The 20,432-nt window shown below is 29.8% G+C and carries 21 protein-coding genes, 1 tRNA gene and 1 riboswitch; of the genes, 8 read left to right on the top strand and 14 right to left on the bottom strand.

Annotated elements, in window-relative coordinates; all coding sequences use genetic code 11:
- Positions 1-167 precede the first annotated feature (167 nt).
- Entirely contained in the window at positions 168-461 is a 294-nt protein-coding gene (locus GEMHA0001_RS00990; protein ID WP_004263570.1) for a type II toxin-antitoxin system HicB family antitoxin, read from the top strand.
- Positions 462-2,385: 1,924 nt separating this feature from the next.
- On the opposite strand, the gene GEMHA0001_RS09410 is transcribed toward GEMHA0001_RS00990, so the two are convergent.
- From GEMHA0001_RS09410 to GEMHA0001_RS00980, 3 genes are all read right to left on the bottom strand, one after another.
- On the bottom strand, positions 2,386-2,517 hold the full coding sequence (locus GEMHA0001_RS09410) for a hypothetical protein (RefSeq protein WP_472779901.1): 132 nt from the start codon (positions 2,515-2,517) through the stop codon (positions 2,386-2,388).
- 277 nt (positions 2,518-2,794) lie between these two features.
- Positions 2,795-4,132: a CAP domain-containing protein gene (locus tag GEMHA0001_RS00985; protein WP_004263393.1), complete on the bottom strand. Its 1,338-nt coding sequence runs from the start codon at positions 4,130-4,132 to the stop codon at positions 2,795-2,797.
- 438 nt (positions 4,133-4,570) lie between these two features.
- A complete protein-coding gene (locus GEMHA0001_RS00980) occupies positions 4,571-5,293 on the bottom strand; it encodes a metallophosphoesterase family protein (protein WP_003143960.1) in 723 nt (240 codons plus the stop codon).
- 193 nt (positions 5,294-5,486) lie between these two features.
- Between GEMHA0001_RS00980 and tehB (GEMHA0001_RS00975) the strand changes: the two genes are divergently transcribed.
- A complete protein-coding gene (gene tehB / locus GEMHA0001_RS00975) occupies positions 5,487-6,326 on the top strand; it encodes an SAM-dependent methyltransferase TehB (protein ID WP_004263322.1) in 840 nt (279 codons plus the stop codon).
- 45 nt (positions 6,327-6,371) lie between these two features.
- Here tehB (GEMHA0001_RS00975) and GEMHA0001_RS00970 read toward each other — a convergent pair whose 3' ends face one another.
- From GEMHA0001_RS00970 to GEMHA0001_RS00960, 3 genes are read right to left on the bottom strand one after another with little or no spacing between them, the layout of a single operon-like run.
- A complete protein-coding gene (locus GEMHA0001_RS00970; protein WP_004263592.1) occupies positions 6,372-6,875 on the bottom strand; it encodes a GNAT family N-acetyltransferase in 504 nt (167 codons plus the stop codon).
- A gap of 10 nt (positions 6,876-6,885) precedes the next feature.
- The gene (locus GEMHA0001_RS00965; protein WP_004263452.1) at positions 6,886-7,803 is read right to left on the bottom strand and encodes an alpha/beta hydrolase family protein; all 918 of its coding nucleotides are present in this window, start codon (positions 7,801-7,803) and stop codon (positions 6,886-6,888) included.
- Positions 7,804-7,858: 55 nt separating this feature from the next.
- Entirely contained in the window at positions 7,859-8,317 is a 459-nt protein-coding gene (locus GEMHA0001_RS00960) for a low molecular weight protein-tyrosine-phosphatase (protein WP_004263552.1), read from the bottom strand.
- Between the two features lie 318 nt (positions 8,318-8,635).
- Between GEMHA0001_RS00960 and tehB (GEMHA0001_RS00955) the strand changes: the two genes are divergently transcribed.
- From tehB (GEMHA0001_RS00955) to GEMHA0001_RS00940, 4 genes are all read left to right on the top strand, one after another.
- Positions 8,636-9,499: an SAM-dependent methyltransferase TehB gene (gene tehB, locus GEMHA0001_RS00955; RefSeq protein WP_003143962.1), complete on the top strand. Its 864-nt coding sequence runs from the start codon at positions 8,636-8,638 to the stop codon at positions 9,497-9,499.
- A gap of 61 nt (positions 9,500-9,560) precedes the next feature.
- A riboswitch (TPP riboswitch) is annotated at positions 9,561-9,650 on the top strand.
- Between the two features lie 80 nt (positions 9,651-9,730).
- Positions 9,731-10,288 (top strand): ECF transporter S component, encoded by a 558-nt coding sequence (locus GEMHA0001_RS00950; RefSeq protein WP_004263363.1) that lies wholly within the window; start codon positions 9,731-9,733, stop codon positions 10,286-10,288.
- A complete protein-coding gene (locus GEMHA0001_RS00945) occupies positions 10,288-11,658 on the top strand; it encodes an ABC transporter ATP-binding protein (protein WP_003144016.1) in 1,371 nt (456 codons plus the stop codon). Before GEMHA0001_RS00950 ends, GEMHA0001_RS00945 begins: the two co-directional genes overlap by 1 nt.
- Positions 11,639-12,295 (top strand): energy-coupling factor transporter transmembrane component T, encoded by a 657-nt coding sequence (locus GEMHA0001_RS00940; protein ID WP_004263563.1) that lies wholly within the window; start codon positions 11,639-11,641, stop codon positions 12,293-12,295. The genes GEMHA0001_RS00945 and GEMHA0001_RS00940 overlap by 20 nt, the downstream gene beginning before the upstream one ends.
- A gap of 60 nt (positions 12,296-12,355) precedes the next feature.
- Here the strand turns inward: GEMHA0001_RS00940 and GEMHA0001_RS00935 are convergent.
- Positions 12,356-12,452: transfer RNA gene (locus tag GEMHA0001_RS00935), tRNA-Sec, on the bottom strand.
- A gap of 228 nt (positions 12,453-12,680) precedes the next feature.
- Between GEMHA0001_RS00935 and GEMHA0001_RS00930 the strand changes: the two genes are divergently transcribed.
- Together GEMHA0001_RS00930 and GEMHA0001_RS00925 are read left to right on the top strand one after the other, a co-directional pair.
- The gene (locus GEMHA0001_RS00930) at positions 12,681-13,133 is read left to right on the top strand and encodes a LytTR family DNA-binding domain-containing protein (protein ID WP_004263639.1); all 453 of its coding nucleotides are present in this window, start codon (positions 12,681-12,683) and stop codon (positions 13,131-13,133) included.
- Between the two features lie 6 nt (positions 13,134-13,139).
- Entirely contained in the window at positions 13,140-13,823 is a 684-nt protein-coding gene (locus GEMHA0001_RS00925) for a LiaF transmembrane domain-containing protein (RefSeq protein ID WP_004263331.1), read from the top strand.
- A gap of 43 nt (positions 13,824-13,866) precedes the next feature.
- Here GEMHA0001_RS00925 and GEMHA0001_RS00920 read toward each other — a convergent pair whose 3' ends face one another.
- The 7 genes from GEMHA0001_RS00920 to GEMHA0001_RS00890 form a co-directional block, all read right to left on the bottom strand.
- Positions 13,867-14,445 (bottom strand): TVP38/TMEM64 family protein, encoded by a 579-nt coding sequence (locus tag GEMHA0001_RS00920; RefSeq protein ID WP_004263595.1) that lies wholly within the window; start codon positions 14,443-14,445, stop codon positions 13,867-13,869.
- A 10-nt stretch (positions 14,446-14,455) separates the two neighbouring features.
- Entirely contained in the window at positions 14,456-15,946 is a 1,491-nt protein-coding gene (locus GEMHA0001_RS00915; RefSeq protein ID WP_004263318.1) for a TIGR04282 family arsenosugar biosynthesis glycosyltransferase, read from the bottom strand.
- A 123-nt stretch (positions 15,947-16,069) separates the two neighbouring features.
- A complete protein-coding gene (locus GEMHA0001_RS00910; RefSeq protein WP_004263479.1) occupies positions 16,070-16,879 on the bottom strand; it encodes a rhodanese-like domain-containing protein in 810 nt (269 codons plus the stop codon).
- Positions 16,880-17,035: 156 nt separating this feature from the next.
- Positions 17,036-17,767 carry a rhodanese-like domain-containing protein gene (locus tag GEMHA0001_RS00905; RefSeq protein ID WP_003143982.1) on the bottom strand — a complete coding sequence of 244 codons (732 nt, stop codon included), beginning with the start codon at positions 17,765-17,767 and terminating at the stop codon, positions 17,036-17,038.
- Between the two features lie 222 nt (positions 17,768-17,989).
- Positions 17,990-18,703: an HAD family hydrolase gene (locus tag GEMHA0001_RS00900; protein WP_004263335.1), complete on the bottom strand. Its 714-nt coding sequence runs from the start codon at positions 18,701-18,703 to the stop codon at positions 17,990-17,992.
- Between the two features lie 225 nt (positions 18,704-18,928).
- On the bottom strand, positions 18,929-19,438 hold the full coding sequence (gene cysE / locus GEMHA0001_RS00895; protein WP_233445910.1) for a serine O-acetyltransferase: 510 nt from the start codon (positions 19,436-19,438) through the stop codon (positions 18,929-18,931).
- 29 nt (positions 19,439-19,467) lie between these two features.
- Positions 19,468-20,376 carry a PLP-dependent cysteine synthase family protein gene (locus GEMHA0001_RS00890; protein ID WP_004263554.1) on the bottom strand — a complete coding sequence of 303 codons (909 nt, stop codon included), beginning with the start codon at positions 20,374-20,376 and terminating at the stop codon, positions 19,468-19,470.
- Positions 20,377-20,432 lie beyond the last annotated feature (56 nt).

Raw genomic sequence — 20,432 nt, 5'->3', positions numbered from 1 at the left:
GAAAACTCTCCGAAGTTAGATGAAAAAACCTATTTTTTGGTAAAAATCATTTCAGAAATTGAAAAGTAAAATAAGAATATTTTAAGATGAAATGATATATTTTTTTAGAAAGTATGTATATATATTAAAAGAAATGATACAATGTTTATTGATAGGAGGTTTATTTCATGAAATATAGATATTATTCAGTATTTACACAAGAAAAAGATTATATAGATATAACATTTCCAGATTTAAAAGGTTGTATTACTTTTAGTGATAACCTAGAACAAGCGTTACACATGAGCAAAGAAGCTCTAGAGGGTTATTTATTAGTATTAGAAGATGAAAAAATGAGTATACCTAAACCCAGTACATATCAAGAGTTACAAGCTAAATTAAATGACAATCAACAATTACAATTAATTAGTGTTGATACTGATTTTATTAGACGTAGAGAAGAAAACAAAGCAATAGAGTAAACTACTATTTTTATTTAGGTGAATTAATTTAAGTTGGTGCATTTTGCACTAACTTTATTTTTTTAGTTTGTATATTTTTCATAAAGAAATTAAATATTAAACCCTCTGTATATCTTTTGTATGCTCTCTACTCTAGATACAAACCTAGTAATTATACAAGGTACATTGATTATATTAGAGCATATAAGAGCTTGTTTATTCTATGTAGTTCTATATAAAAGGTATTTATCTTAAAAGAATATCTAACAAAGAATTACAAGAGTATTGATATTCAAGAGAAGTAATATTATATGGTGACAATTGCATTCGCTACATTAATGCAAGAGGTAGCTAAGTATATATACTAATCATATACAAGTAATTAAGATTATGTATAGATATCTAAATTGAGTTGATTAATGGTATCAGATACTAGAGGATAAGCAACACTAATATATATTCATTCGGTTATATCATATCATCATATATTCATAGATGGCTAACTAATGTAGATTGATATGTACTACATCTGTTGGACTTATTCCAGTTACCTAATCACCTTATACCATATAGCTATATACTTGATACAAGTATCATGATTGAATAAGTTTGTTGTTAGTGATAGATAGATACATCAAGTAATTAGTAACAATGAACTAAGATGTAAAGATAGTATGAAAGTAGATTAGATTAATATGTTATCAATGAATGTAATATGATTATGAAAAGAATAAATAAAAGATTAAATGATTTAAACAAAAGAATAAATATTAATTAGTTTAATTGTATTTAACATTAAAGATGAAAGATTGAAAGATACAAAGGTATGAGCCAAGCCAAGGGCTAAGGATAGCATAAGGATATATTACTATAAAAGGTATGAGGTATACTTCCCTTAATTGAGAAGACCGCCCCCCCTATTAAAAATCTCAAAAAATAAAAAAACTTAAAGACCAACCTGCCCTCATTCATTCACAATGGCACAACCTCGCTAACCATTATTGGAAAAATAAAGACAAAAAAAAGAACCTCTCATTTAATTTTGAGAAGTCTTCTAATATTTGCTAAACTCTTTTACTACAGTAATTATAAACTATTAAAAATAAAAAATCAATAGTTATTATCTCTTAAAATTCATCATGAAAAAATATAGAAAAAAGTGTAGTTAAAAATACTTACTATAAATTTAATAAAAAAAGAAAAACGCTAAGGGCGGCAACCCAAAGCGTAAAAAATAAATCTATACTTTCGTAAAGATAAATGACCTGTACCTTTTATCTTCCTTAAAATTATTATATCATATACTTCTAAAGAATGAAAGTTATAATGTAGTTAGAAAAAAGAAAAACGCCAAGAGCGACAACTCAAAGCGTAAATAATTGTTTAAATCACTTAAAGGGCGGACGAAGTCCCAACGGTTCGCCTTTTCCTTTAAAGTTATTATATCATATACTTCTAAAGAATAAAAGTTATAATGTAGTTACAAAAAATAAAAAAGTCTAGTGATAGCACCACTAGACAAAAATAAATCTCATTATTTAAATGAACGTGTTCCCGTAAAAAATATTATACCATAGCCATACAAAGAAAGTAAAACGATATACTAGAAATAATCAAAATTCTTGTTAAACTACTTTAATTTAACAAGAAAAAACAGATAGTAAAATACTACCTGTTATCTCATTTATTTATAGAACTACTGGCACTTATTTTATGTGTTTTTGTTTCCGAAAACTCTCCGAACTCTCTCCGAAAAGTCTTAAAATTTGATATTGTATAGAAATCTATTTCTTTAATATATCGTTATTATATCAACGGTTAGAAGTAGTTTGCATTAAAGTGAAATAGTATCACTATCAAAAGTATTATTTAGTTTTTTAATGTAAAAATAGACAACTAACTTAGAATCAATTCCATCTGTTAGTTGTCTATAATTTTTTATATTTTATTTAACAAAACTCACATGTACGTGATCATAGTGATTAGCAGTTACACCACCACGATCTGGCATTAAATTCCATGTATTCACTGACCCATAAATATTATATTGTGGCATATAGAATCTTTGTTTCCAAATAATATACTATACACCTAATTCATTCATATTTTTAGTCAGATATTCTGCAAGTTGATCTCCTTATGCAGAACTTACTGGAACCATAAAGTCGACTGACATACCTGAGTTGTGTCCATGCCCAGTTCCATCATCATCTGCACGATATATTGAGAAGCTAGTTATTCCAAATTTTCAGCTAATGCAACTTTCATTTAATATAAAATAATAAACTTATAACATAAAAAACAGCTAACTAAGATTTACTTAATTAGCTGTTAATAACTATTCAAATTAATTATTAAATATAAGTCTTGTTGTCTAAGAATTTTCCAGGAGTTGGAGTTGAACCGTTATACCCTCCTGTGTTATCTTGATGTTGTACTAAGAATACTTGACCATTAACTATTTTAACTCCTACACCTACTAATGATGACGTATCTGAAAGAAGTGTATTTCTGTGTCCGTATTTATGAGCTGGTGTTACGTTGTGCTCTTCAGTGAACAATTCTTTTAATAAATTATAAGCAATTTCATCAATCGATCCAGAATCTCCTACTTGAACTACATTGTACAAGATATTATTCGCACCTGGGAACCCTGCATTTCTAGCAGCCTCTTGTTCTAAGTTAATACCTATTCCATGAACTCCCGCATGCACTCCACCATTATTTGCCACGTAGTTAGCACGAGCTGCCGTTGCTGTATTTAATGCTGCATTTTCTGCTAACAGTTTTTTATTGTTATTACTACGTAATTGATTTAATTGTCTAATAAATGATTGTTTAATTTGTTCTTCTTTACTTGCAGCAACTGGTGTTGTAGCTACTGCTTGAGTAGTTTGCTTAGTTGCATCGTTTTTCACTTCAGTGTTCGTTGCCGTTTTTACTTCAGTTTTCACTTCTGTTTTTGGATTATTTAACATAACACTTCTAAGACCTGATTCACCTGGTGTATTTGATGGAACTGCATTTACCGGTGTGTTCGGTTTAGCTACTGCTTCACTAGTTTTTGGTGTCTCAGCTGTTTTTGTAGTTTCTCCAGTTTTTGGTTGTTCTTCAGGTTTAGCTGTTGCAGCTGGTTTTGGTTGTTCAACTGGTTTTGGTTGCTCAGCTGGTTTTTTAGTTTCTACAGCTGGTGCTGAAGGTTTTGATTGTTCTCCTTTAGCATTCTGATCTTTTTTTAGGTCATTGTTAGCTTTTTGTTGAGCTTTCACTTCGTCTGTAGCTACTTCGTAACTTACAGCAATTTTGAATGTGTGCCCTGATAACTTAGTTACAGTATTGAATGATTCTTTTTTTACACCAGTGTGAGGTAATTTTCTAGTTGGAACTTGTGCTTTCATGTCTAATTCTACAACAACTTCTTCTCCAGCTTTGATAATGTCTCTTTTTAATAAAAATTGAGCTTTATTTTCAGTTGTAATACGCGCTACAACATTCGCTACTTCTTTATCAGCTACTAATTTAGCATAAAAGTGCCCTTCTTTTTCATATACACTTGCTTTTACGTTTTTTACATTTACATCTACAGCGGCAGGTTGTACATCAATAGCTTTAGTAGGTACTGCAGTTATTCCTGAAAATAACACTAGTCCTGCTAAAACCTTACCAGTCAATTTTAATCCCTGTTTTCTCATTAGGCATTTTCTCCTTATCAATAATTTCTTTAATAATGACTACTCCTATATTATAATTCATTTTATAAATCATAATCAATAGATTTTCAATTTTGTAATACAAAATACATTTTGTAACAATTTAGAAATATTTGGAAACATTTATGTAATTTTAAATTTCTTAGTTTTATTATTACTTAAAATAAGAATTTTAATTTTATAATAAAACTAACCCTTTAAAAAATTATTAAATCAGTATTAGTTTAAAATTCGTCATTTTAAACTTAAAACTAAATTTAAAGTATATTTAAGGTTGAGAGATTATAATTAATCCATAACTAGTAAATAGTTATAAACTTCATAAACTTTCCTTTTCTATAAGAGACCGAGACAAATGTGCTCGGTTTTTTTTTGTTTAAAAAGAGCAGATATTAGCATTTTAGCTATATCTGCCCTTTTTTATTTCTCATAAATATCTTCTTTTATAATAGAACTTTGTTTTACCTTTAAATCTCCTTCTTCTATTACTACTATATTTAATTTCCCTCCGTAAACACAACCCCCATCTATATTTATTCTATTACTTTTTTCTTCGTAATACGGCTCTTCTTTTACAGGGCTATGTCCATGAAATACCTTTTTATTATATTTTTCATTACTACTTAAAAAGGGTTCTCTTATCCAAATCATATCTCTATGTGTTTGATTCCAAAAATTCTTCGTAAAATCTACTCCGGCATGAATAAAATAGTAATCTGAACTCTCATACCTTGTTGGAAGGTTCTTTATCCATTTTCTCAAAATCTTATATTCATCAGCAAATTTTTTAAAATAAATACCTCTAGTTTCTACTGTAGCTTCCGGATAGAATGATTGCAATGTTGTTAATCCACTATTCCTAAAATAATGATCTTGTCTAACAGAAAGATTATTACTATATATAGCCTCTTTTATCGCTAGGTTAAACATATCTTCGTGATTTCCTAATAGCACTACATGCTGAGGATTTTCCTGTTGAAGGTTATAGAAAAATTCCCAAACCAACTTTGTATTCTTCCCCCTATCACACATATCACCTAAACAAATAAGTTTATCATTCTTCCTATTAAAATTTACTTCATCTAATAATTTCTTCATCGTATAAAAGCTCCCATGAATATCTGAAATTACTATTGTTCTCATAAATACACCTACTTTATTTATCTCTTATTTCTATAATAATGCAAAATTACAGCATTGTAAATAGCAATCTTCCAACTATACTAATCTCTCTTTCTAATATTCTGATATTATTTATTATTTCTTTTGGTTATCATTTTTAATCAAGCTTTTCACGTGATATAATATTAGTAAATTATCCAGAAAGGAGTAGCATATGGAAAATAACTTACTTTGTTTTAAACGAACATCGAACCTTACTGCTCTGGCATTACCTAAGACCTATAGAGAAGGATTTTGTACAAAACAAGGTGTTTGGACAAAATTAATAATTGTCAAAGGGAAAATGAAATTTACTTTTCTTAACGAAGAAAACGACATATTAAAGCAATTTTCATATAATAAAAAGAGTAATATTGAATTAATTGAACCCAAACGTATTTTTAGAATATACCCTACCTCTACAGATTTACAATTTCATTTGGAGTTTTATTGCACTCCTGAGGACTATTTCTTTAATAAGTATGATCTTAGTCCTGCTCATGCAGAAATTGTTAATGCGATGAAATATATAAAAGCATGTAAAACTTTAGATTTAGGTGCCGGGCAGGGAAAAAATTCTTTATACCTCTCATCATTGGATTTTAATATAACAGCAGTCGATATTAATGCCAAATTTTTACAAGATCTCGCTGATATTTCAATTAAAGAAAAATTAAATCTTAATGTATTTAAACACGATATAGCAGAAGCTAACATTAAAGATAGTTATGACTTTATCTTCTCCACTGATGTTTTTATGTATTTAAATCCGACAAGAATTCAAAGTGTTATTTTTAACATAAAAAAACAAACAAACCAAAACGGTTTCAATTTAATAGTCAGTGCATTAAACGCCACAAAACAAGGCTGTCCACTAACACCATTCCCATTTACATTTATTGAAGGAGAACTAAAAGAATATTACAAAGACTGGAGAATAATAAAATATGAAGAAAGTATCGCAGCTTCTCCTTATCCATATGCTATGATACTTGCTCAAAAAGTGTCAGAATAAAAACTAAACCCCACAAGACTTTTCATTTTCTTGTGGGGCTTTCTTCTATTCAATATTTTCTCTAATATCTTTTTGATACCAAACTACATCATACCAACGATTAAATTTATAACCTACTTTCTCAAAGTGAGCTACTTTTCTAAACCCTCTTTTTTCATGGAAAGAAATACTTCCTTCGTCTGGATAGGCAATACATGACGTCAATCTACATATTCCCCTGTCATAAAGTTGTTTTTCAAGTTCAGAATACAACTTCTCTCCAACACCTTTACCACGAGCTTTTTCATCTAGATAGATTGTAATCTCAGCTGTCCATTTGTATGCATCTTTTGGATAAAACTCACTAGCATAGGCATATCCTAGTATGTCATTTCCTTCTGTTGCTACTAAAAACGGATATCTTTGAATAGATTTCGAAATTTTCTCTTCAAACTCATGTACACTTGGTACTGTATAATCAAAGGTAATGGCTGTATGTTCTACATATGGTCTATAAATATTTACCAACTGCTCAGCATCTTCTAATTCAACTGTTCTAATATTTATCATGATTTTCTCCTTAAATACTTTCTCTTACGAAATCAATAATTGCCTTAGTGGCTTCTTCTTGTTGAGCTCCTCTAAATCCATGACCAGCTCCTGGAATTTCTTTTAATTTAGCATCTTTAAAAGTTTCTATAGCTCGACGCGAATAACTTATCGGTGCAACATTATCGCTTGTTCCATGTACAATAAGAACTTTCCCATCATAATTCTTCATATCATTGTAAACATCATAGTCTAATGGTTTCTCAAAATAAGCTTTTCCTACTTCGTTTCCTCTGTGATTATATACTTCTGGAATATCTGATACTGATTTGAATAATTCTCGTGCATCATCAAATAATACAAACGCTGGGAATACTAATATTAATCCTTTTATCTTTTCCTTAAGTTTGGCACCCTCAATAGTAGACACAACTCCACCTTGACTTTGACCTAATAAGAAAATATTATTTTTATCTACAAAGTTTTGATTTTTTAGTGTATTTACCACTACATCAAGATCATCAACTTCTGTAAATACAGACATTTTTAAAGTATCATTTCCACTTCGACTATTTTTATTCCCACCCATATAATCAAATGAGTAAACTACATATCCTTCTTTCGCTAAACTCTGAGCGTAATAATCTTGTCGTTCAGCATTACCTCCAAAACCGTGAGAAGCAATTATTGTCGGTAGTTTTTGTTCCTTATAATTTTTTGGTGCCGTTATGTATCCGTATATTTTCTTCCCTTGACCTTCAGCATAAAGTTCTTCTTTAACTATATTACTCGTATGAATATTTGAAGTGTTTGTCGAAGAGTTTTCTACAAGACTATTTCCACTATCTTGTTGATTATTTTTTGGAGAAAATTGTGATTTTACTCCAAAAGCTACTGCTACTATAGCAACTAATGCCACTATTCCTATTATTATTTTTTTAAAATTCATTTAGCCTTCTTTCTTGTATCTAATTTAATATTAGTATATATCCTATTTTACCCTATTAAAGATTGTCTTTCTTGATTTTATCTAATAAAGCGGTACATCCTTTAGTTACATCATTGAATGTTGTTTTGAAATCTCCTGTATACCACGGATCATCGATAATTCTATCTTCTCCAGCATATTCTAATAATTTTTTAACCTCTCCTGTTTCTCTACCTGCAATAAATTTTTTAATATTTTCTATATTGCTGTCATCCATTCCTACGATATAATCTGCATCTAGGTCATTATCGTTTAGGATGCGAGAATACATCCCTTCTACCCCGATACCAACTTTAGCAAGTTCTTTTCTAGTTCCACTGTGAACTGGATTACCGTGTTCCCAACTACTTGTTGCAGCTGAATCAATTAGGATTTTTTCACTTAAACCTTCTTTTTCTACCATATCTCTGAATATTGCTTCTGCCATAGGTGAACGACAGATATTTCCTAAACAGACAAATAACACTTTTACCATTTTTTCAATACCTCACTTATATTTATTATCTATCTTATTATAACACAAAGAGATTAATTCAACATAATAAAGACAAAGGACTGACCCAAAAGACCTAAATTTTAACAACGTGTATATGAGAACTCATAGACGCAGTGGTTTATTGATATCTAAAATCGCTTTAGAAAAGCTTTTTAGATATCTAATAAACTGTGCGGGGATGACTCGACAAAATCTTGTTTCTTCGAAATCACGATTTTTGAGTCACTCCCATTATTTTATTTTTATATTTTACATGATATAATTAAGTTAAACTTAACCACTAATAAGGAGATTAGTATGACAAAAAACTTAGTATGCTATAAACAATTACCACTTTGGACAGCCGAAACACTTCCTAAACCATTTAGGCAAAAACACAATACTAGAAAAGACGTCTGGGCAAAATTAACTATTCTTAAAGGAAAACTTCAATTTACAGAATTAACTGAAGATAATGAAGTTGTGAAGGAGCATATATTTACACCTGAGAGTAATATTCCATTCGTGGAACCACAAGCATGGCATCGTGTTGCACCGTTATCTGATAATTTAGAATGTTTCTTAGAGTTTTACTGCGAACCAAAAAATTATTTCAAAAACAAATACGATATTAATCCTGCTCACTCTGAAGTAGTAGAAGCCCTAAAAACTATTAAACCTTGTAAAACATTGGACTTAGGATCTGGTCAAGGGCGCAACTCTTTATTCCTTTCTAAACTTGGTTTTGAGGTGACTGCCGTAGACAACAATATTCCTGCTCTAGAATTTTTAATGGAAACATCTAAAATTGAAAATTTAGATATTAAAATAGGGAGCTATGATATAAATACAGCGGCTCTTAGAAATACCTATGACTTCATTCTTTCAACAGTAGTATTAATGTTTATCGAAGAACAATCTATACCTAATGTTATTAAAAATATGCAAGACCAAACTAATATAGGTGGCTATAATTTAATAGTAGCCGCAATGTCTACTGATGATGCACCTTGCCCCCTACCTTTCCCTTTTACTTTTAAAGAAAATGAACTTAAAGAATATTACAAAGACTGGGAATTTATTAAATATAATGAAGATTTTGGACAACTTCATAAGACTGATGCTAATGGTAATAGGTTTAAACTACGTTTTGCTACTATGCTAGCTAAAAAAATTAAATAATTTTTTTGTAAGCTACTTTTTTGACACCGTTATCAACTCATGTTATAATTTTAACAAATCATTAAAACATTTGGGGTGCTTTTAAGCTGAGAATATACCCATAGAACCTGATGCTGTTAGTACAGCCGTAGGAAAATGTTTATTTTTTATCAAGTCTATTTTAAAGTATATATATAATTTAAAAGTACCTCTTGTTGTTTTAATGAATACAAATAACAGGAGGTTTTTCTTATGAAAAAATGGTCTACAAAGGACATTATTATTTTAGCTTTAATAGGTTTCTTATTCGGAGGGATATTCCTTGCCGCTGGTTGGGTTTACGCTATTCTAGAGACAGCACTTACTCCATTAGGGTATGCACCTTTTGCAAATTCAATTTTATTTGGGTTGTGGGTTATGGCTGCACCAGTTGCTGCGGTATTAATCAAAAAACCTGGTAGTGCTACACTTGGAGAAGTTCTAGGCGCTTTAGCTGAAATGCTATATGGTTCATTTTTCGGAGCTGCAGTTCTTGTTTCAGGTTTGGTCCAAGGATTAGGATCTGAGTTTGGATTTTTCATTACTAAATACAAACGTTATGATTCAAAATCACTATTTCTTTCTGCAATAGGTATTACTGTCTTCAGCTTTGTATATGAATATTTCAAACTTGGTTATGAAGCATATTCTACAGGCATGATCATAGCGTTATTTGCTGTTCGTTTTATTTCTGTAGTAGTTTTCGGAGTTATCTGCGTTAAACTAATCTTAAACATCGTAAATAAAGTACAAAACAGTGGTAGTAAATAATGAATATCATAGAAATCGATAATTTTTCTTTGAAAATTAAAGATAAAGTCTTATTTGATAACGTTAGTTTAAAAATAAAAGAACATAGTTGGTTAGTCTTAACCGGAAATATTGGTAGTGGTAAGTCTACCCTACTTCGTACTATTTGTAAATTAAATAAAGAACATTATGAGGGAGTAATTACTTACAAAGGTAAAAACATTATTGATATTCCTATGCAAGAACACGTTAAAAATATTGGCTACGTCATGCAGCATGCAATTAATCAGTTTGTTATGCCTACTTTGGAAGAAGAGATAATCTTTGCATTAGAGAACCTATGTCTAGAACCACAGGTTATTAACGAAAAACTGGACTATGCTTTATCTATTACAAATACTCGTGAAATTTCTACAAAGCATATCCATACATTGTCTGGAGGAGAACGTCAACGAGCTGCTTTTGCAGTAGCATTAGCAATGGGAAGCGAAGTTCTAATTTTAGATGAACCTTTTGCAAATGTAGATAAGAAGACTCGTAATTCTCTATTAACTCTTCTGAAAGACTTAAATAACCATGGTGTGACTATAATCGTGTGCGATCATGAGCATCATCTATACTTGAACTATGCAGATACCTTTACTTATCTTTCTGATGGGAATTTAGAATTAGTAACAAATCCAACTTCTAAAAATTCTAATATGAAGTTATGTAACAATACTCAATCTGAACAAATCTTAAGACTAGAAAATATATCTATTCAACAAGGAAAAAAAGAATTATTAAATATCGATGATTTTCATATATTTAAAGGTATTACTACTTTAACGGGAGATAATGGAACAGGAAAAACAACATTATTACATGCTATTTCTCAATTAAAAAAATACGATGGAAAGATATACTTTAATGAAGAAAAGGTAAAAAAATCAAGAAAGTTATATAAAAAAATAAGTACTTGTTTACAAGATGCATTTCAACAGTTTATTAGCTTGATGCCTCGTGAAGAGATTTCAATGCAAAAAGATATTTGGGATCACGCTACATTATGGCAAGAGAGACTTTTAAAAGAATTTGATTTAGAAAAAGAACTTGATAAAAGTCTATATTATTATAGTGGTGGCCAGCGAAAACTTATTCAACTTATGTGTTTATTAAGCCAACAAACTGAGCTATTGCTTCTTGATGAACCCTTTACCCATCTTGATAAAAGAGCATGTTCGTTTATAATGGATTGGATTGAAGAAAATAAAAGACTTACTGGACAATCATTTATTATTGTAAGTCATAGATTAGAGCCACTAAATAATAGAAGCGATTATCATATTGAAATTTCAAATAATACACTACATTATATAAAGGAGGATTGTTATGAAAAAGAAAATAATTAGTCCTACTCTTACCCTTATTATAATGGTATTAACTATCTGGATTTCATTTAGCAAGCTATTAGTACCAAATATTATTATAATCGCTACAACAATATTTTTACTTTTTTTATCAAAATATTGGAATAAACTTCTAATTTTTATTTTTCTACCTCTCCTTCCTGCTATAGGTTCTGCTTGGGCTATCATTGTTCATAGTTCTAATTATAAATATGCTCTTTTAATTTTCACTAGGACATATAGCTTTGCAGCCTTAGGATTAATCTTGGCAACATATATTTCACTTGTAGAATTACTAAAATATTTTGAACAACATGGACTTTCTTCAAATATCGTATACGGACTTTTAGTAGTAATTCAAGCATTACCAAGAATACAATATGAAACTCAAATGATTACAAAATCTAGTCGTCTTCGTGGTATATTTTTACCATTTTGGTCGCCTTATTACTACGCTAAAGCCATATTTATTGCGTTAACTTGGCAACCTCAAATATCCGAGGCTATGACAATCCATGCTTATGAAGACTTCAAAGCTCGAACACACTATAATAAATACACTATCGATAAAATCAAAAGTCTCTTTATTATAGTACTTTTCTCAATACTATTAATACTTTTATTAATCATAAATAAATAAAAAGATGCCATCATGGATAAAACCCATGATGGCATTACTATGTTCAAAAAATAAAAAAACTGGCGGGAATGTGTGGGAATCGAACCCACCCAAGAGGCTCTTAACCCCTCATACTAGTTTTGAAGACTAGAGAGCACACCAGAACTCATCCACTCCCATATATGTTTTTATTATACAATAAATACAATAAAAAATCAAGATAATGTGTTAACGCATTCAGAAAGCTTTACTTTCATTTTTAATTTATCTTCTATCGAATATTCCAAAAGAAACAATTAAATTATTAACCACTTGCTTCCTATTTTTTACCACTTGACTAAAAGCTATTAATTTTTAAACTGAAATAATATATAATATAACTATAAACATTTAGAAAGGAGACAATATGAAAATTAATATCGAACTAGATTCAAATCTTAAAGAAATTGAACTAGTTATTAAGACCCCAGACTTAAATAGTGATGTCATCTTAATTAAAGAATTAGTTGAAAAAGCTATAGTAAATTCTCAAAAAATAATTTTCTACAAAGGCGACTCTGAATATTTCATCCCTCTTGAATCTATTTTATTTTTTGAAACCGATGATAATAAAGTCTATGCTCACACTACCGATGAATTTTTCGAGGTTAAATTCAAATTATACGAATTAGAGCAACTTATTCCTTTTTACTATTGTCGAATTTCTAAGAGTTCAATAATAAATACAAAAGCAATTTATTCACTAGAAAAATCTTTTTCTGGTTCAAGTACCGCTTCTTTTTCTAATTCAAAGAAGCAGGTCCATATTTCAAGACATTACTACAAAATATTAAAAGATAAATTAAAAGAAATGAGGTAAAAATAAATGAGAAGAAGTTTTATTGGATTATTTTTTATAATTCTTGCGGTAACTACTTTACTTGATGGATTTAGTATTTTTCCAAACGGATCAATCTTCTTAGCTATATGTACTGTTGTACTAGGATTTTTCGCTATTCGTGGCTTAATGGATTTTGATTCATTTGGAACTATCTTTCCTCTAGCATTATTATTCTATGTATACAATAAAAATTATCACTTTGCTGATATATCAGGTTGGAAAATATTCTTTGTTGCTGTTTTCCTTAGTCTAGGTATCTCTATGTTTGTTCCTAGAAAATATAAATATAGAGAATTTAAAAATTTTTACAAAGTAAAAAAACATCAAAAAATAAAAAATGGTAATGATTTTTCTGATGTAACATTCGGAGAAAATGTTCAGTATATAGACATAACTAAATCTGATTCATTCTCTGCTTCTACAACATTCGGAACTACTACTATCTACTTTGAGAAATTAGATACTTATCCTATCAAGAACTTTGACCTTAATGTTTCTATTTCTTTTGGTAATCTAAAAGTGTATGTTCCAAAAGAATGGGCAATCGAGAATAATACAAATAACTTCCTTGGAAAAGTTCAAAAACATACTCACAGCATTGGTAAAGATGTTAAAATTATCCTAAATGGTTCGGTAACATTTGGAGAAGTTGAAATAATTCATGTATAAAAAATAACTCTCAAGAATTCAAGAAATCTTGAGAGTTTTATTTTTATTTGTTTTCTGCTTTCTTTTGCTGTTCTCTTTTTTCTACTAACTTAGATAAATAGATAGAACCTACAGTTAATAAAATTACTAATAATGAAGCAATTAAAAATTCTTTACTGAAAATATTTGTACTAGTAGCTCCAAAGTTTAAGAATACTACTGTTCCAGGGATAATACCAAGTACACTCGCTATCATATATTTTGATAAACTGATATTAGTTAAACCATATCCGTAGTTTATCATATTATACGGTACTAAAGGTATTAGTCTCAGTATTACTAAACTCATCATTAGTTTTTCATCACTAACATTAAAAATTCTATCGTGTTGCTTAGGTGTCATTTTTTTCTTAAGGTAGTTTTTCACCCATTCACGACCGAAACGACGTGATATTACAAACATAATATAACAATTTAATGAAGCTCCAACGAAGGTTAGTAAACTTCCCTCAACAAAACCAAACGCCACTCCTCCAGCAACAGCAAGTATCGGAACTGGAAAGAAAAATACCGGTAAGAACATAAACATTAATACATAAATTATCGGTGCTAAGACACCAAAACTTTGAATAAACTCAGTCATTACTCTCCTCCTATTTAAAGTACGCTGATACTTTTTCTAAAAATTCTAATTCAATATATGACGCTATTTTTTTAAATGTAGTGTCATCCATCAGTATTTTATCATTTTCACTATACTGTCTAAATGCCATGCTACACCAAGTAACTCCTCTTAGACAATTAAATATTAAATACCTCTCGAATCTCTTTCTATCGAAATTTCTATAATTCCCATATTCTTCTAAAAAGTCATTAATTTCAGTTTCTGATAAAATAATATCAGTTTTCCAAAATGTCGTTGTCGGTGCTAGAAAATGTGCTAAATCTTGTTCACATTCTCCTATTAATGCCTTCTCCCAATCAATAACATAGCTATCCTCTTTTCCTTCACCTATTAAGAAATTTCCTGAATTTAGTTCAGTGTTTATAATACACGGATTAGCAATACTATACTTTTCAGGTATAAGTGTCAGACACTTTTCTAAGAATCTATTAATATAAGAACTAACTTTCTCATCGGCTTTGTCCCAAGCTAAATACTCACCTGCCATTTGTTTACATTCATCAAACATAAGTTGGAATGGGTTGGCTGCATTGATTAAGTTATTGTCTCCATATGATGTATTATGAACCTTACTTAATAAATAAGCTGCAATATGCATATCTGTTTGGTAATTAAGTGGTCTTCCTTTTAAGAATTCCATTGTTAAATATTTATAAGGTAATAAATTCGTCTCTGTTACTAAATCATAAGGTTTCGGTGTAACTCCACTATCTTTCAACAATTGTAGCGTTTCGTATTCATATTCTATTTGATTTTCAAGATTCATCTGGCTCTTCGTATTTATTCTAAGAACCTTTTTCAAATCTCCATCATCAAAGGTAAAGTTAATATTATACTCCCCTGCACCCAATAACTTAATATTATTATAACCTGTCTCTGCTAATAAAAGATCTTCTTTAGTATCGATATCTAAGCCAGCTTCTCCTAGATAATAACTTAGCTTTTGTTCATTACATACAGTAAGTAAATTCTCTAACACGGTGTTATCCCCATAGCTTGGAAGATCAAAAACTTCTTTAATAGCTTTTTTCATACCTATTAAAAAATAACCACCATCAACACTTGGATTTATAATGACATCATGCTCATCTAATTTTTTAAACGCAGCATGAATCATATTTTCTTGAAGATTATAGATATCTGAACCTAATAAAATTACCTTATCACTACACTTTAACTCCTCATCAATTGCGTTATACATTTTATCACCAAGTGTTTCACCTACTTGATAAGAAAATTCTCTATTTTCTAAAATATTCTCCATCACTTTATCATCAATGCTTTGACTATCATGATAGACTGCTATCTCTTCTCCACACTTTTTTAAAACATTATAGTTTTTTTTCATTAATTTCTTTTGGATTTCTACAGCAGTATCCGGAGATACAAAGTCATACAACCTTGTTTTTGTTGTACCTACCTTCGGTACCCTTGTAAAAAATATTATTCTATTTTTCATCTCTGAAATTTTCCTTTTATAAAATTTAGGCCTTTTGGATCAGCCCCTATACAAAAAAGGGAAACTCAACTATAAAATTTCTAATTGAAATTACTAATTTGAGTCACCCTTTTACTTTATATATTAATGTTTGTGTCCAGAATGGTCTTCTTTCTTCTCTGAAGAATCACTGTGTCCTTCATGTTTCTCTGAACCTTTTACTGCATCACTTGGATCTTTACAGCAATCAGCAATTTCAAATTTATAACTAAATTCTTTAGTTCCGTCAATTGCATTAAAGACATTTTTATATCCTAAGTCAATTAGTTTTTGAGCTACCACAGATGAACTGTTCCCAGTATTACTATAAACATATATAGGAACCTCTTTGTTTTCAGGTAAAATAGACTGTAAACTATCTAATTTGTTTACATCGATATTTTTAGCCCCTGCACCATGTCCTTTTTCAAACTCAACTTTATCTCTTACATCTAAAAATACATTATTTGCTGCAGTATCTAATAATGCATCCTGAAATTTACTTCCACTTAGTGACGTATATTTTACAAGATCATAGCTGAAGTCTTTTACATTTTGGGCTCCAGATACATCTTTAAATCCTTGTTTTGTAAGTTTATCTATAGCATCTTTAGTTTTATCAGATTTATCACTATAAACAACAACTTTTTTCTCTCTCCATTTACGGATTTCTTCGATACTCTTATCTATTTTTGATAATGTAATGTTAATTGCGTGTTTAAGGTGACCTTCTTTATAAGACGCTTCATCCCTAATATCTATAACAAGATAGTTTTCTTTTTCCTTATCATCTTTTTGAATTTTGTTTAACTCCTCACCTTTTAATTCTTTTGCAGATGAAGTAGTTGAACATCCCACTAAAGTTAATGATAAGATTGCTGACATACTAACAGCTAAAAATTTATTATATTTCATTTATTTTTTCTTCCTCTCCTTATTTAATAAAAGACAAGGTGATACCCTAAATTTCTCATACATTTTCGTAGAACCCTATCCTTTATTAGTATAACTTAAAAATAGTTTTTTTCTAATAAATTATATTATATTTTACTCATTTTTTATCATATTTTCTTAAAATTTGTATTCGTGTTCTTTAGCACCATCAAAAGCATTATATACATTTGTATATCCTAGTTCTACTGCTTTTTGGGCAGCTTTAGATGAACGATTACCGCTATAGCAATATGTGTACACTGGTGCATTTTTATCAGTTGGTAATAATTCTGCTAAGTCTTTATCAATATTCTTAACGTCGATATTTTTAGCTCCAGCTACGTACCCTTTTTCATAGTCTTTTGCTTCACGAACATCGATAAATCTCCCCTCTTTTTTATCAATTGCTGCTTGGAATTCATGAGCAAGTAAAGTAGTGAATTTAACTATTTCATAGTCTTTATAGTCTTTCACACCTTGAGCATTAGAAACTTTTTTAAATCCTGCTTTTACAAGTTTATCGGCAGCCTCTTTACTTTTCTTACCAGTATTGCATATTGTTACCACTTCTTTATCTTTCCATGCACTTAAATGCTCCGCATGTTTTTCAATATCTGCCAATGGGATATTAATAGCGTGTTTTACATGCCCTTCTTTATATTCATTAGCATCCCTTACATCGATAACAAGATATTTTTCTTTTTCTTTGTCATCTTTTTCTATTTTATTCAGTTCCTCCCCTTTAAGCTCTTTTACTGCAACAGTTCCATTACTGCTGGTCGAAGTACTATTTGAAGCTGAAGAACACCCTGCTAATGATAAAGATAATACAGCAGCCATACTGACAACTAATAATTTGTTCTTTTTCATAAATTTATCTCCTTTGTAATAGTTTTCATAAATAGTATAACAAATTCAATAAATTCAATCAACAGCACTTCCCAAGATAACAAATAATTATTTTACTTTTTACATTGTATTTTAATTTACATAAAAATATAATAAAGGTCATAATTCACTAGTAATTATAACCTTTATTATACACCTTATTTTTTTTATACTTTCGTTATATTCAGAAAAATAATAATATTTTTACAGTTTATTAGTTTCTAACTCTGTAAAAAACTGTATAATATTTTTAACTTTGTACCCAGTATAATTTTGTAACTCGTCATCAAAATGCCATTTTCTTTCTACTAAACAAGTTTTCATTCCTAGTTTATTCGCTGGATTTATATCATAATATAGAGAATCACCAATCATCATAGTCTCGCTAGCCACTATGTTTTCCTTCTCTAAAACATTAATAAATGCTTCTGCTTTAGGTTTACTAATATGGGTTTCACCAGAAATATACAGTTCGAATAAATTTTCTAAACCTAACTTAGCTAATTTCTCCCTCTGTTCGTAAGATTTCCCATTTGTTAATAATATCATTTTATATTTTTTACATAAACGACTTAACCATAAATTTACTTCTTCATTAGGTTTTATTGATTCTATTATAAAATCAAACTGTTTCTCATAATAAATATTACAATCTTCTTCAGTAAGAATAATTCCAAATTTCTCCAAGGTTAGCTTTAATCGTTTATTCCTGATTTCTCTTAGCTTCATATTTCCCTTTAAAACCTCATCAACCAGTATATTGTTGATAGCTTTGTAGTGTCTGAAAAACTCTTCATAACTTGCAATTTTGTCATATTTTAAATATTTATATACCAGTTTGTTAGATTCTTTCCAAATAGTACTAAAATCATATAAAGTATTATCTAAATCAAAAATTAAATTTTTTATCGTAGACATCAATTCCACCTCCCTTATTAAAACTCATGTTAACTATTTATATACATTCTCAATATTATTATAACATAATAATAAAAAATAAAGGAGCTCATTTCTAAAATCATAATTTTAAAAAATTCAATTTATTGAATAGCTCCTTTATTCTTCCATTATTAAATATTTAATTATTGGGTTCTTATAATTTAAAAGTAAGCAACTGCAGATACTTCTATTATTTTTTTTATTTTAAATCTTAGTTTGCTCAGATTCTAGATACTTTACAGCTGGTCTCGCTTCATAGACAATTGTCCCTGCGGGAATACTATGCTTAACAACTGCATTTGCACCTATTTTAGAATTTTTACCGATTGTGATATTCCCTAAAACTTTTGCTCCAGCACCTATCATTACATTATCCTCTATCGTGGGATGCCTTTTAACTGGGTCTAATGTTGTTCCACCTAAGGTTGTACCATGATACATTGTTACATTATTACCTATTATTGCTGTTTCTCCTATCACTACACCCATACCATGATCAATAAATAAACCTTTTCCTATTTTTGCTCCTGGATGTATTTCTATACCTGTCTTTCGACGCGCCCTTTTCGATATTAAACGAGCAGTTGTATGCCAGCCCATTTTATATAACTTATGTGCAAAGAAATGATAATTAAGAGCTTTTATATGAGGATATGTAAGATATATCATAAGTTTAGACTTAGCTGCAGGATCATCTTTCAAAACTCGATTCAAATTATAATTTAAATTTTCAAAATAACCCATTACACTTCTACGTGTGTAACATCCTCGAAATCAAGTACTGATAAATACTTATCTACTCCATCTGGTAAGATTGTTACGATATTTTTTCCTGGATATTTCTCAGCAGCTTTCTTAGCTCCAACTATTGCTGCACCCGAAGAAATACCTATACCTATACCTGTAGAGCGTAAGAAGTTTTTAGTTTCTTCGATTGCTTCTTCACTTGTAACAGTGTATACATCATCCATGTAATCTTTTCGGAAGTTTTCTGGAATAAATCCTGTTCCGATCCCTTGGATTTTGTGTACTCCTCCACGTCCTTCGCTTATAGCTGGTGATTCTGCTGGCTCTACAGCGATCGCTACAACTTCTGGTTTTTGTTCTTTCAGATATCTTGCTACACCTGTAAATGTACCTCCAGTACCAACACCTGCAACAAACACATCAATATTTGGAACTTGTTCTAAAATTTCGCTTCCTGTTGTTTTGTGGTGATAAGCTGGGTTAGCAGGGTTATCAAATTGACTTAAAGAAATTGCATTGCTGTATTTTTCTCGAATTTCTGCAGCTTTTTCGATTGAACCTTTAATACCTAATTCTTTAGGAGTTAAAATTAGTTGCGCTCCATAAGCTTTGATAATATTACGTCTTTCAATACTCATACTCTCAGGCATAATTATAACGGATTTTAAACCTAAAACTGAAGCTAAAATAGCCACAGCTATACCAGTATTTCCACTAGTCGGTTCTACTATAATAGTATCTTTATTAATAGCACCTTGAGACATAGCTTCTTCTAACATACCTAGTACAGCTCTGTCTTTTACACTTCCTCCTAAGTTATATTTCTCTAATTTTACAAAAATGTTTGTGTTATCTAGTTGATATACGGGTGTATTACCCACGAATTTTAATGATGTTGAAATCATAAAATCCCTCCTCTTCTGACTTATTAAAATAACTTTATTATTTGATTTTGATTATA

This window comes from Gemella haemolysans ATCC 10379 (genome assembly GCF_000173915.1).
In the GTDB taxonomy this organism is placed as follows: domain Bacteria; phylum Bacillota; class Bacilli; order Staphylococcales; family Gemellaceae; genus Gemella; species Gemella haemolysans.
Note: the sequence above shows the minus strand (reverse complement) of the source record. Positions and strands in the feature narration are given on the sequence as shown.

Excerpts from the sequence above, each read along its gene's own strand:
- GEMHA0001_RS00930 (WP_004263639.1), top strand. The coding sequence starts at position 12,681 with ATGAAAATTAATATCGAACTAGATTCAAATCTTAAAGAAATTGAACTA.
- GEMHA0001_RS00890 (WP_004263554.1), bottom strand. The coding sequence starts at position 20,376 with ATGATTTCAACATCATTAAAATTCGTGGGTAATACACCCGTATATCAA.
- GEMHA0001_RS00920 (WP_004263595.1), bottom strand. The coding sequence starts at position 14,445 with ATGACTGAGTTTATTCAAAGTTTTGGTGTCTTAGCACCGATAATTTAT.
- GEMHA0001_RS00910 (WP_004263479.1), bottom strand. The coding sequence starts at position 16,879 with ATGAAATATAATAAATTTTTAGCTGTTAGTATGTCAGCAATCTTATCA.
- GEMHA0001_RS00960 (WP_004263552.1), bottom strand. The coding sequence starts at position 8,317 with ATGGTAAAAGTGTTATTTGTCTGTTTAGGAAATATCTGTCGTTCACCT.
- GEMHA0001_RS00925 (WP_004263331.1), top strand. The coding sequence starts at position 13,140 with ATGAGAAGAAGTTTTATTGGATTATTTTTTATAATTCTTGCGGTAACT.
- GEMHA0001_RS00915 (WP_004263318.1), bottom strand. The coding sequence starts at position 15,946 with ATGAAAAATAGAATAATATTTTTTACAAGGGTACCGAAGGTAGGTACA.
- GEMHA0001_RS00905 (WP_003143982.1), bottom strand. The coding sequence starts at position 17,767 with ATGAAAAAGAACAAATTATTAGTTGTCAGTATGGCTGCTGTATTATCT.
- GEMHA0001_RS00940 (WP_004263563.1), top strand. The coding sequence starts at position 11,639 with ATGAAAAAGAAAATAATTAGTCCTACTCTTACCCTTATTATAATGGTA.
- GEMHA0001_RS00950 (WP_004263363.1), top strand. The coding sequence starts at position 9,731 with ATGAAAAAATGGTCTACAAAGGACATTATTATTTTAGCTTTAATAGGT.
- GEMHA0001_RS00965 (WP_004263452.1), bottom strand. The coding sequence starts at position 7,803 with ATGAATTTTAAAAAAATAATAATAGGAATAGTGGCATTAGTTGCTATA.
- tehB (WP_004263322.1), top strand. The coding sequence starts at position 5,487 with ATGGAAAATAACTTACTTTGTTTTAAACGAACATCGAACCTTACTGCT.
- GEMHA0001_RS00970 (WP_004263592.1), bottom strand. The coding sequence starts at position 6,875 with ATGATAAATATTAGAACAGTTGAATTAGAAGATGCTGAGCAGTTGGTA.
- GEMHA0001_RS00900 (WP_004263335.1), bottom strand. The coding sequence starts at position 18,703 with ATGTCTACGATAAAAAATTTAATTTTTGATTTAGATAATACTTTATAT.
- GEMHA0001_RS00980 (WP_003143960.1), bottom strand. The coding sequence starts at position 5,293 with ATGAGAACAATAGTAATTTCAGATATTCATGGGAGCTTTTATACGATG.
- GEMHA0001_RS00945 (WP_003144016.1), top strand. The coding sequence starts at position 10,288 with ATGAATATCATAGAAATCGATAATTTTTCTTTGAAAATTAAAGATAAA.
- tehB (WP_003143962.1), top strand. The coding sequence starts at position 8,636 with ATGACAAAAAACTTAGTATGCTATAAACAATTACCACTTTGGACAGCC.
- GEMHA0001_RS00985 (WP_004263393.1), bottom strand. The coding sequence starts at position 4,132 with ATGAGAAAACAGGGATTAAAATTGACTGGTAAGGTTTTAGCAGGACTA.
- GEMHA0001_RS00990 (WP_004263570.1), top strand. The coding sequence starts at position 168 with ATGAAATATAGATATTATTCAGTATTTACACAAGAAAAAGATTATATA.